Annotated in this window: 9 protein-coding genes; 6 read left to right on the top strand and 3 right to left on the bottom strand. The window is 61.2% G+C overall.

Translation table 11 applies throughout. The annotated features are described in order from the left end of the window. Positions 1 to 50: 50 nt before the first annotated feature. Positions 51 to 1,346 carry a glycine-betaine demethylase subunit GbcA gene (gbcA, locus tag JFU58_RS21740; protein ID WP_003216945.1) on the bottom strand — a complete coding sequence of 432 codons (1,296 nt, stop codon included), beginning with the start codon at positions 1,344 to 1,346 and terminating at the stop codon, positions 51 to 53. A gap of 284 nt (positions 1,347 to 1,630) precedes the next feature. On the opposite strand from gbcA, the gene gbcB reads away from it, so the two are divergent. Next, on the top strand, positions 1,631 to 2,731 hold the full coding sequence (gene gbcB / locus JFU58_RS21735; protein WP_048722255.1) for a glycine-betaine demethylase subunit GbcB: 1,101 nt from the start codon (positions 1,631 to 1,633) through the stop codon (positions 2,729 to 2,731). Positions 2,732 to 2,781: 50 nt separating this feature from the next. Here gbcB and JFU58_RS21730 read toward each other — a convergent pair whose 3' ends face one another. Both JFU58_RS21730 and JFU58_RS21725 read right to left on the bottom strand, forming a co-directional pair. Continuing rightward, positions 2,782 to 2,982, bottom strand: a complete 201-nt coding sequence (locus tag JFU58_RS21730) for a hypothetical protein (RefSeq protein ID WP_063026652.1) — start codon at positions 2,980 to 2,982, stop codon at positions 2,782 to 2,784. Positions 2,983 to 3,164: 182 nt separating this feature from the next. After that, complete coding sequence (locus JFU58_RS21725; RefSeq protein WP_010167499.1) at positions 3,165 to 4,205, bottom strand: threonine aldolase family protein; 1,041 nt, start codon at positions 4,203 to 4,205, stop codon at positions 3,165 to 3,167. Between the two features lie 90 nt (positions 4,206 to 4,295). Between JFU58_RS21725 and JFU58_RS21720 the strand changes: the two genes are divergently transcribed. The 5 genes from JFU58_RS21720 (at position 4,296) to JFU58_RS21700 (ending at position 11,070) form a co-directional block, all read left to right on the top strand. Then, positions 4,296 to 5,024 (top strand): TraX family protein, encoded by a 729-nt coding sequence (locus tag JFU58_RS21720; protein WP_201142221.1) that lies wholly within the window; start codon positions 4,296 to 4,298, stop codon positions 5,022 to 5,024. Between the two features lie 187 nt (positions 5,025 to 5,211). Next, positions 5,212 to 6,465, top strand: a complete 1,254-nt coding sequence (gene glyA, locus JFU58_RS21715; protein ID WP_063026656.1) for a serine hydroxymethyltransferase — start codon at positions 5,212 to 5,214, stop codon at positions 6,463 to 6,465. 22 nt (positions 6,466 to 6,487) lie between these two features. After that, entirely contained in the window at positions 6,488 to 7,738 is a 1,251-nt protein-coding gene (locus JFU58_RS21710; protein WP_003209185.1) for a sarcosine oxidase subunit beta, read from the top strand. A gap of 15 nt (positions 7,739 to 7,753) precedes the next feature. Beyond that, positions 7,754 to 8,056, top strand: a complete 303-nt coding sequence (locus JFU58_RS21705; RefSeq protein ID WP_003209187.1) for a sarcosine oxidase subunit delta — start codon at positions 7,754 to 7,756, stop codon at positions 8,054 to 8,056. After that, positions 8,053 to 11,070 carry a sarcosine oxidase subunit alpha gene (locus JFU58_RS21700; RefSeq protein WP_017476420.1) on the top strand — a complete coding sequence of 1,006 codons (3,018 nt, stop codon included), beginning with the start codon at positions 8,053 to 8,055 and terminating at the stop codon, positions 11,068 to 11,070. The genes JFU58_RS21705 and JFU58_RS21700 overlap by 4 nt, the downstream gene beginning before the upstream one ends. Positions 11,071 to 11,175 lie beyond the last annotated feature (105 nt).

The raw sequence follows: 11,175 nt of genomic DNA, 5'->3' as shown, positions 1-11,175 counted from the left end.
ATCGCGGGCAAGCCCGGCTCCCACATTTTGATCGGCGGCGTGTCGGGCGGTTACTCGTGTACGGCGACGCCTTTCAGATACGGCGCTGGCGCCGCCCCCAGGTTGCTCAGCATCCGCTCGCTGTACCAGTCCACAAAGTTGACCACACCAAACTCATAAGTCTTGGAGTATGGCCCTGGCTGGTACGCGGTGGAGTTGATGCCGCGCTGGTTCTCTTCGGCCAGGCGACGGTCCTGGTCATTGGTGGCGTCCCACACTTTACGCATGCGCTCGACGTCGTAATCCACACCTTCCACGGCGTCCTTGTGCACGATCCACTTGGTGGTAACCATGGTTTCCTGGGCACTGATCGGCCACACGGTGAACACGATGATGTGGTCGCCCATGCAGTGGTTCCACGAGTGAGGCAGGTGCAGGATGCGCATCGAGCCCAGGTCCGGGTTCTTGATGCGGCCCATCAGCTTGTTGCAGCCTTGCTTGCCGTCGAGGGTCATCGACACGGTGCCCTTGAGCAGCGGCATGCGCACGATGCGGTTACGCAGGCCGAAGCTGGCGTGGGCGTAAGGGATCTTCTCGGCATCCCAGGCGGCGGCGGAAGCGGCCACGTGGTCCTTGAAGGCCTGGTCGGCCCGCGGGTCGGTGACGTCGTCCCATTCCAGCAGGGTTTTCAACAGTTCCGGATGCGACGCGTTGCAGTGGTAGCACTCGCGGTTGTTTTCCAGCACCAGCTTCCAGTTGGCTTTTTCAAACAAGGTGGTCTGGATCGCCACCTTGGTGTTTTCCATGTCGTAGGGTTCCATGTAGTGGCTCAGGGTCGACAGGAAGTCGTCGATGGCCGGCGGGTTCTCCGACAGGCTGATAAAGATGTAGCCACCAGCGGTCTTCACGTTCACAGGCTTCAAACCGTACTGCTTCATGTCGAAGTCGGCGCCCATTTCGGTACCGGCGAACAGCAGGCGGCCGTCCAGCTCGTATGTCCACTGGTGGTAATGGCACACCAGCTTGGCGACCTTGCCCTTGTCGCTGGTACACAAGCGCGAACCGCGATGGCGGCACACGTTATGGAACGCATGCACCACGCCGTCGGCGCCACGGATCACGATGATCGGGTTCTTGCCCACTTGCAGGGTGATGTAGTTGCCTTTGGCGGGAATTTCGCAGGTCATGCCGGCGATCAACCACTCTTTCTGGAAAATTTCCTGCATGTCGATATCGAACAGCCGCTCATCAGAGTAAAACGGCTGCGGCAGCGAAAAGGTGCGCTCGCGCTCTTGCAGCATTTGCGCGGTGGCCTTGCGTGCGGGTTCCAGCGGATCGCCCAAGCTTAAGGTTGCGGTGACGTCCATCGTGTGTGTCCTCATGGCCATTCTGTGTGGCCGGCGAATAGTGGCTGATCAGGTTTTGCAGCAAGGCGTAAAGAAAGCGTCTTTGTTGGGAGCGAGTGTGGGCCCCACAACGGCCAGAACCTTATCCATGAACGACATGGCCCACTCTGTTCCCGACGCGCAACCCCCGTGGCATGGGGGCTGGTCGCGATAAGTATGTGAATGTCGCAGATAGGTAAATGGGTGATTCGCGCGTTACGCAGAATCGCCACCATAAGGCCGATCACACGGCTATGGAGAACAGCATGTCCAACAGCTTCCTGAACCCGGTAACAACCCAGACCTGGGCCAATGGTCGGCACATCGTCCGTTGCGTCAAAGTCATCCAGGAAACCTGGGACGTGCGCACCTTCTGCTTTATGGCCGACCAGCCGATCCTGTTCTTTTTCAAGCCTGGGCAGTTCGTCACCCTGGAGCTGGAAATCGACGGCCAGCCGATCATGCGTTCGTACACTATTTCCAGCTCGCCGTCGGTGCCTTACAGCTTTTCGGTGACCATCAAGCGTGTGCCGGGCGGCAAGGTGTCCAACTGGCTGCACGACACGCTGCACGAAGGCCAGGAGCTGGCGGTGCACGGGCCGGTGGGTCTGTTCAACGCCATCGACTTCAGCAACCCGAAAGTCCTGTATCTGAGCGGTGGCGTCGGGATCACGCCGGTCATGTCCATGGCGCGCTGGTACTACGACACCAACGCCAATGTCGACATGACGTTTATCCACAGCGCCCGCTCGCCGAAAGACATCATTTACCACCGCGAGCTGGAGCATATGGCGTCGCGGATTGATAACTTCAGCCTGCACCTGATTTGCGAAAAACACGGCCTGGGTGAGCCCTGGGCCGGTTATCGCGGTTACCTGAACCACAAGATGCTCGAACTGATGGTGCCGGACTTCCTGGAGCGGGAAGTCTTCTGCTGCGGACCGACGCCTTATATGAACGCGGTGAAGCGCCTGCTGGAAGCTGCCGGCTTCGACATGACGCGTTATCACGAGGAATCCTTCGGCGCGACGCCACCGGAAGCCCGGGCCGACGCGGTGGAACAAGCCGAACAAGCAGCGGACGCACCGGAAATCGACCTGGCGGACCTGCACCAGGTGGAATTCATTGCCTCTGGCAAGAGCATCCGCGTGGCACCGGGCGAGACCGTACACGCAGCGGCGGCCAAGCTTGGCCTGCTGATTCCGAAAGCCTGCGGCATGGGGATTTGCGGGACGTGCAAGGTGATGAAACTGGGCGGGGAGGTCGAGATGGACCACAACGGCGGGATCACCGAGGAAGACGAAGCCGAGGGTTACATCCTGTCGTGCTGCAGCGTGCCGAAGGGTGATGTGCGCATCGAGTTCTAATTCCTTGCACTGATCATTCCCACGCATAGCGTGGGAATGATCAGTTAGGGTTATTGGGCGTAGATGTGCACGACGAAGTGCTGGCCTGATGCTGTCAGTTCATAAACTTTGTCAGTGATCTGCAATGTCCTCGTCGGCTCGCTGATGGTGTCACCGATTTTCGCGGATTTTCTGAATTCATCCCAGTCGATGACGGTGGTGCTGATAGTGCCTTCGCCTAGCAGGTTGTTTCCGTAGCGTTGTGCTTCCATGGTATTGCCCTCTGCTGGATTTCCGTTTCCGGCCGACTGTTCGGCTGGCGGTTAGTCCCGAAAGGCGGCCTTTTCCTTTCGGGTTCCAAGAGGCTAGTCAATGAAAGCGGAGTTGGTTGCTGTCAGAAATATCAAAAAACAGTCTCGGCCTTTCGCCATTATCTGAGGGACTGATGCCTACTTCAGGCGCTCATCACTTCCCGAATATCAGCGGCTAATTCTCTTACGCGCTCTTCCTCGGTATCCCACGCACACATGAACCGCGCGCCACCCTTGCCGATGAAGGTGTAGAAGCGCCAGCCCTTGGCCGTCAGCGCGGCAATCGCCGGTTCCGACAGTTGCAGGAACACGCCGTTGGCCTGCACCGGGAACATCAACTCCACACCCGGAATATCCGCCACCAGGCTGCTGAGCAATTGCGCGCAGTGGTTGGCGTGGCGGGCGTGTTTGAGCCATGCGTCGTTTTCCAGCAGGCCCACCCACGGGGCGGAGAGAAAGCGCATCTTTGATGCAAGCTGCCCGGCCTGTTTGCAGCGGTAGTCGAAGTCTTCAGCCAGCTTGTGGTTGAAGAACAGGATCGCTTCACCCACGGCCATGCCGTTCTTGGTACCGCCAAAACACAGCACGTCGACGCCGGCTTTCCAGGTCAGGTCGGCAGGCGAGCAGCCGAGGAATGCGCAGGCGTTGGAGAAGCGGGCGCCGTCCATGTGCAGGTTCAGCCCCAATTCCTTGCAGGTGACGCTGATGGCGCGGATTTCTTCCGGGGTGTAGACGCTGCCGACTTCGGTGGCCTGGGTCAGGGTGACGACGCGGGGTTTCGGGTAGTGGATGTCCTGACGCTTGAGGGCGATCTCGCGGATCGACTCCGGGGTCAGCTTGCCGTTTTCAGTGCGGGCGGTGAGCAGCTTGGAACCGTTGGAGAAAAACTCCGGCGCGCCGCATTCGTCGGTTTCGACGTGGGCGGTTTCCGAGCAAATCACGCTATGGTAGCTCTGGCACAAGGAGGACAGCGCCAGGGAGTTGGCCGCGGTGCCGTTGAAGGCGAAGAACACTTCGCAGTCGGTTTCGAACAGTTTGCGGAAACCGTCGGCGGCGCGGTGGGTCCACTCATCATCGCCATAGGCGCGTTGATGGCCCTGGTTGGCGAGTTCCATGGCGGCCCAGGCTTCCGGGCAGATGCCGGAATAGTTGTCGCTGGCGAATTGTTGGCTCTTGTCGGTCATGGCCCAGTCCTGTGGTCGATGTTGGTGCGCACTTTACCCAAGATTGTCGGGCGGGCGCACGCACTGTTAATGCAAAGTCATTGGGGAATTATGCACGGTTCTGAAAGCGTTCCTGTAAGCCGCGTCCGCGATGGCGCCCTGGACCTGCTCAAGTGGCTGGCGCTACTGAGTATGGTGCTGGACCACCTGCGGTATGTCGGTTTGAGCCTGGACGGGCTGTATGTGCCGGGCCGCCTGGCGTTCCCGTGGTTTTGCCTGGCGATTGCGGCGAATCTGCATCGGGTCAAGGACGCGCCGGTGACGGGGCAGTGGCGCTATCTGGGCTGGTTGCTGCTGTTCAGTGTGATCAGCGAAGTGCCGTACCGGATGTTCATTGACGACGCCGATACGCTCAACGTACTGCCGACCCTGGCGCTGGGGTTGCTGGTTGCCCGGGGATGGCAGCAGAAGGCGGTCATTGATCGAGGATTGGCGTTGATCGCACTGGTTTTGGCGGGGTTGTTTTCGGCGCAGTTGATGTTCGGGTTTTTTGGTGTGCTGCTGCCGCTGGCGATGCTGCTGGTGTTTCGGCGGCCGTGGTATTTCAGCGTGCTGCCGGGTGTGGTGTGCCTGGCTGCCAATCAATGGCAGATCCTGCTCAATAGCGGCACGCTGGTGGCGATGCTGGGAGTGGCGACATGCCTGATTGCGCCACTGGGCGGATTGGTCTTGTTGCGACAGGCCAGGCAGGTGTCGCCGCCGGCCATGCGGCGCTGGGCGTATGCGCTTTATCCTGCGCATTTCTTGCTGCTGCTACTCCTTCGAAAGATCATCGCCTAACCCTTGTGGGAGCTGGCTCCCACATTTGTTCTGTGTTGTTCCGGCCATGTCGTAAACGCACCTTTGCGTGGCGTCCATAGGCATTTGACCTCTCTGCGCCAGCCCTACCATCGCATCAAAGGGCCCCTCCGTCGTGCGGCGGCCCCAACAATACGATTGGCGCACCGCCGCCGCTGGGAGAGACGCGATGTTCAGCAAGCAAGACCAGATCCAGGGTTATGACGATGCACTGCTGGCGGCCATGAATGCCGAGGAGCAGCGCCAGGAAGATCATATCGAGCTGATCGCGTCAGAGAACTACACCAGCAAGCGTGTCATGGAAGCCCAGGGCAGCGGCCTCACCAACAAATACGCCGAAGGTTATCCGGGCAAGCGCTACTACGGCGGCTGCGAGCACGTAGACAAGGTCGAAGTGCTCGCCATCGAACGCGCCAAGCAGCTGTTTGGTGCCGATTACGCCAACGTGCAGCCGCACTCTGGTTCGTCCGCCAACAGCGCGGTGTACCTGGCGCTGCTGAACGCCGGTGACACCATCCTCGGCATGAGCCTGGCCCACGGCGGCCACCTGACCCACGGCGCCAAAGTGTCGTCCTCGGGCAAGCTGTACAACGCGGTGCAATACGGCATCGACACCGCCACCGGCCTGATCGACTACGACGAAGTCGAGCGCCTGGCCGTGGAGCACAAGCCGAAGATGGTCGTGGCCGGTTTCTCCGCCTACTCCAAGACCCTGGATTTTCCGCGCTTCCGCCAGATCGCCGACAAGGTCGGTGCGCTGCTGTTCGTCGATATGGCCCACGTCGCCGGCCTGGTGGCCGCCGGTCTGTACCCGAACCCGCTGCCCTACGCCGATGTGGTCACCACCACCACCCACAAGACCCTGCGCGGTCCACGTGGCGGGTTGATCCTGGCGAAGTCCAATGAAGAAATTGAAAAGAAACTCAACTCTGCGGTATTCCCAGGCGCCCAGGGCGGCCCGTTGATGCACGTGATCGCCGGCAAGGCGGTGTGCTTCAAGGAAGCCCAGGAGCCAGGTTTCAAGGCTTACCAACAGCAAGTGATCGAAAACGCCCAAGCCATGGCCGGCGTATTTATCAAGCGCGGCTACGATGTAGTGTCCGGCGGCACCGATAACCACTTGTTCCTGGTCAGCCTGATCCGTCAGGGCCTCACCGGTAAGGACGCGGACGCAGCCCTCGGTCGTGCCCACATCACCGTCAACAAGAATGCCGTGCCTAACGACCCGCAGTCGCCCTTCGTGACCTCGGGCCTGCGTATCGGCACGCCGGCGGTGACCACGCGTGGCTTCAAAGTGACCCAATGCCTGGAGCTGGCCGGCTGGATCTGCGACATCCTCGACAACCTCGGCGACGCCGATGTGGAGGCCAACGTCGCCAAGCATGTGGCCGCCCTGTGCGCTGATTTCCCGGTTTATCGCTGAGCGCGGTTTTGGAGTAATGACTATGCAACGCTACTCGGGCTTCGGCCTCTTCAAGCACTCACTCAGCCACCACGAAAACTGGCAGAAAATGTGGCGCACGCCGACCCCTAAAAAGGTCTACGACGTGGTCATCGTCGGCGGCGGCGGGCATGGTCTGGCGACGGCTTACTACCTGGCCAAGGAACACGGCATCACTAATGTGGCCGTGGTCGAGAAAGGCTGGCTGGGCGGCGGTAACACCGCGCGCAACACCACCATCGTGCGGTCCAACTACCTGTGGGACGAGTCGGCGCACCTGTACGAACACGCGATGAAACTCTGGGAAGGTCTGTCCCAGGACCTGAACTACAACGTGATGTTCTCCCAGCGTGGCGTCTACAACCTGTGCCACACCCTGCAGGACATCCGTGATTCCGAGCGTCGCGTCAGTGCCAACCGCCTCAACGGCGTGGACGGCGAACTGCTCAACGCCAAGCAAGTGGCCGACGAGATCCCTTACCTCGACTGCTCGAAAAACACCCGCTACCCGGTAATGGGCGCCACCGTGCAACGTCGCGGCGGCGTGGCCCGTCACGATGCCGTGGCCTGGGGCTTTGCCCGCGCCGCTGACGCACTGGGCGTGGATCTGATCCAGCAGACCGAAGTCATCGGTTTCCGCAAGGAAAACGGCGTGTGCATCGGCGTGGAAACCAACAAGGGTTTCATCGGCGCCAAGCGCGTCGGCGTGGTGACCGCCGGTAACTCCGGCCACATGGCTTCGCTGGCGGGCTTCCGCCTGCCGATCGAATCCCACCCGCTGCAAGCACTGGTGTCGGAGCCGATCAAACCCATCATCGACAGCGTGATCATGTCCAACGCCGTGCACGGTTACATCAGCCAGTCCGACAAGGGCGACCTGGTGATCGGCGCCGGTATCGACGGCTACAACGGCTATGGCCAGCGCGGCTCGTACCCGGTGATCGAACACACCATCCAGGCCATCGTCGAGATGTTCCCGGTGCTGTCCCGCGTGCGCATGAACCGCCAGTGGGGCGGCATCGTCGACACCACGCCGGACGCCTGCCCGATCATCTCCAAGACCCCGGTCCCGAACATGTTCTTCAACTGCGGTTGGGGCACCGGTGGCTTCAAGGCCACGCCAGGCTCAGGCAACGTGTTTGCCGCAAGCCTCGCCAAGGGTGAAATGCACCCATTGGCAGCTCCATTCTCCATCGACCGTTTCCACAACGGTGCGCTGATCGACGAACACGGCGCTGCGGCCGTCGCCCACTAACAGGAGAAATTCCCTATGTTGCATATCTTCTGTCCTCACTGTGGCGAACTGCGCTCCGAAGAGGAATTCCACGCGTCCGGCCAAGCGCACATCCCGCGCCCGCTGGACCCGAACACCTGCACCGACGAGGAGTGGGGCGACTACATGTTCTTCCGCGACAACCCGCGCGGCCTGCATCACGAACTGTGGATTCACGCCGCCGGCTGCCGCCAGTATTTCAACGCGACCCGCGACACCGTGACCTACGAAATTCTTGAAACCTACAAGATTGGCACCAAGCCGCAATTCACCGCCAAGGCTTCTGGAGAGAAGGTATGAGCCAGATCAATCGCCTGTCCAACGGTGGCCGCATCGACCGTAACAAAGCCCTGAGCTTCACCTTCAATGGTCAGAGCTACAAAGGCTTTGAAGGCGATACCCTGGCCGCCGCACTGCTGGCCAACGGCGTCGACATCATCGGTCGCAGCTTCAAGTATTCCCGTCCGCGCGGCATCTTTGCCGCCGGTGCCGAAGAGCCGAACGCGGTGCTGCAGATCGGCGCCACCGAAGCCACGCAAATCCCCAACGTGCGCGCCACGCAACAGGCGCTGTACCAGGGTTTGGTCGCCACCAGCACCAACGGCTGGCCGAGCGTGAACAACGACATGATGGGCATTCTCGGCAAGGTCGGCGGCAAGCTGATGCCGCCGGGTTTCTACTACAAAACCTTCATGTACCCGCAATCGTTCTGGATGACTTACGAGAAGTACATCCGTAAGGCTGCAGGTTTAGGCCGCTCGCCGACCGAGAACGATCCGGACACCTACGACTACATGAACCGTCATTGCGACGTGCTGATTGTAGGCGCGGGCCCTGCCGGCCTGGCGGCTGCCTTGGCGGCTGCCCGCAGTGGCGCCCGGGTGATCATCGCGGACGAACAGGAAGAGTTCGGCGGCTCCTTGCTGGATTCCCGCGAAAGCCTCGATGGCAAGCCGGCGGCTGAATGGGTTGCCAGTGTTATTGCGGAACTGAAATCCCTGCCGGACGTGGTGCTGCTGCCTCGCGCCACCGTCAACGGTTACCACGACCATAACTTCCTGACCATTCACGAACGCCTTACCGACCACCTCGGTGACCGTGCGCCGATCGGCCAGGTGCGTCAGCGTATCCACCGTGTTCGCGCCAAGCGCGTCGTGTTGGCCACCGGTGCTTGCGAGCGTCCACTGGTGTACGGCAACAACGACGTGCCGGGCAACATGCTGGCGGGTGCGGTATCGACTTATGTGCGTCGCTACGGCGTGGCACCGGGCAAGAAGCTGGTGCTGTCGACCAACAACGATCACGCCTACCGCGTGGCGCTGGACTGGTTTGACGCCGGTCTTTCCGTAGTTGCAGTGGCCGATGCGCGTCATAACCCACGCGGCGCACTGGTTGAAGAAGCTCGCGCCAAAGGCATTCGCATCCTCACCGGCAGCGCCGTGATCGAAGCCCGTGGCAGCAAGCACGTCACTGGCGCCCGCGTTGCGGCCATTGATGTGAAAGCCCACAAAGTCACCAGCCCCGGCGAATGGCTGGACTGCGACCTGGTCGCCAGTTCCGGCGGCTACAGCCCGGTGGTTCACCTAGCCTCGCACCTGGGCGGCAAGCCGACCTGGCGTGAAGACATCCTCGGTTTTGTGCCGGGCGAAGCACCGCAGAAACGCGTGTGCGTCGGTGGGATCAATGGCGTCTATGGCCTCGGCGATTCCCTGGCTGACGGTTTTGAAGGTGGCGTGCGCGCCGCCAGCGAAGCCGGGTTTGCGCCGGTGGAAGGGACGCTGCCCAAAGCCTTGAGCCGTCTGGAAGAGCCGACCCTGGCGCTGTTCCAGGTGCCTCACGAGAAAGCTACCGCACGGGCGCCGAAGCAATTTGTCGACCTGCAAAACGACGTCACCGCGGCCGCCATCGAACTCGCCACCCGTGAAGGTTTCGAGTCGGTAGAGCACGTCAAACGCTACACCGCACTGGGCTTCGGCACGGACCAGGGCAAGCTCGGCAACGTCAACGGCCTGGCCATCGCGGCCCGTTCGCTGAACGTGACCATCCCGCAGATGGGCACCACCATGTTCCGCCCCAACTACACGCCGGTGACCTTCGGCGCAGTAGCGGGCCGCCACTGTGGGCACATCTTCGAGCCGGTGCGCTACACCGCGCTGCAAGCCTGGCACGTGAAAAACGGCGCCGAGTTTGAAGACGTCGGCCAGTGGAAACGCCCGTGGTACTTCCCGCGCAACGGTGAAGACCTGCACGCCGCCGTGAAACGCGAATGCCTGGCCGTGCGCGACAGCGTCGGCCTGCTGGACGCGTCCACCCTCGGCAAGATCGACATCCAGGGCCCGGATGCCCGCGAGTTCCTCAACCGCATCTACAGCAACGCCTGGACCAAGCTCGACGTGGGCAAGGCCCGCTACGGCCTGATGTGCAAGGAGGACGGCATGGTCTTCGACGACGGCGTCACCGCTTGTCTGGCCGACAACCACTTCCTGATGACCACCACCACCGGCGGCGCAGCGCGCGTACTGCAGTGGCTGGAAATCTACCAGCAGACCGAATGGCCAGACCTCAAGGTGTACTTCACCTCGGTCACCGACCACTGGGCAACCATGACCTTGTCCGGCCCCAACAGCCGTAAGCTGTTGAGCGAAGTCACCGACATCGACCTGGACAAGGACGGCTTCCCGTTCATGACCTGGAAAGAAGGCCTGGTGGGCGGCGTGCCGGCGCGGGTGTTCCGGATTTCGTTTACCGGTGAGCTGTCGTACGAAGTCAACGTGCAGGCCGACTACGCCATGGGCGTGCTCGAGAAAATCGTCGAGGCTGGCAAAAAGTACAACCTGACGCCATACGGCACCGAAACCATGCACGTGCTGCGGGCCGAGAAGGGCTTCATCATCGTCGGCCAGGATACCGACGGGTCGATGACCCCGGACGACCTGAACATGGGCTGGTGTGTAGGCCGCACCAAACCGTTCTCGTGGATCGGCTGGCGCGGGATGAATCGCGAAGATTGCGTGCGTGAAGACCGCAAGCAACTGGTGGGCCTGAAGCCGATTGATCCGAACGTGTGGCTGCCGGAAGGCGCGCAGTTGGTGTTCGACGCCAAGCAGACGATTCCGATGAAGATGGTCGGCCACGTCACCTCCAGTTATGCCCACAACTCCCTCGGCTATTCGTTTGCCATGGGCGTGGTGAAGGGCGGCTTGAAACGCATCGGCGAGCGGGTGTTTGCACCGTTGGCGGATGGCAGCGTGATCGAGGCGGAGATTGTTTCTTCGGTGTTCTTTGACCCTAAAGGCGATCGCCAGAACATCTGACAGACCGAGTCGCCTGCATCGCAGGCAAGCCAGCTCCCACAGTTGGAATGCATTCCCCTGTGGGAGCCGGGCTTGCCCGCGATGAGGCCAGAACAGTCACCGCAA

The sequence above is a fragment of the Pseudomonas sp. TH34 genome (assembly GCF_016650865.1).
GTDB lineage: Bacteria > Pseudomonadota > Gammaproteobacteria > Pseudomonadales > Pseudomonadaceae > Aquipseudomonas > Aquipseudomonas yamanorum.
Note: the sequence above shows the minus strand (reverse complement) of the source record. Positions and strands in the feature narration are given on the sequence as shown.

Bases quoted from the DNA above. Each gene is read 5' to 3' on its own strand.
- gbcB (WP_048722255.1), top strand. From the start codon at position 1,631: ATGTCCAACAGCTTCCTGAACCCGGTAACAACCCAGACCTGGGCCAAT.
- JFU58_RS21710 (WP_003209185.1), top strand. From the start codon at position 6,488: ATGCAACGCTACTCGGGCTTCGGCCTCTTCAAGCACTCACTCAGCCAC.
- JFU58_RS21725 (WP_010167499.1), bottom strand. From the start codon at position 4,205: ATGACCGACAAGAGCCAACAATTCGCCAGCGACAACTATTCCGGCATC.
- JFU58_RS21700 (WP_017476420.1), top strand. From the start codon at position 8,053: ATGAGCCAGATCAATCGCCTGTCCAACGGTGGCCGCATCGACCGTAAC.
- JFU58_RS21720 (WP_201142221.1), top strand. From the start codon at position 4,296: ATGCACGGTTCTGAAAGCGTTCCTGTAAGCCGCGTCCGCGATGGCGCC.
- gbcA (WP_003216945.1), bottom strand. From the start codon at position 1,346: ATGGACGTCACCGCAACCTTAAGCTTGGGCGATCCGCTGGAACCCGCA.
- glyA (WP_063026656.1), top strand. From the start codon at position 5,212: ATGTTCAGCAAGCAAGACCAGATCCAGGGTTATGACGATGCACTGCTG.
- JFU58_RS21730 (WP_063026652.1), bottom strand. From the start codon at position 2,982: ATGGAAGCACAACGCTACGGAAACAACCTGCTAGGCGAAGGCACTATC.
- JFU58_RS21705 (WP_003209187.1), top strand. From the start codon at position 7,754: ATGTTGCATATCTTCTGTCCTCACTGTGGCGAACTGCGCTCCGAAGAG.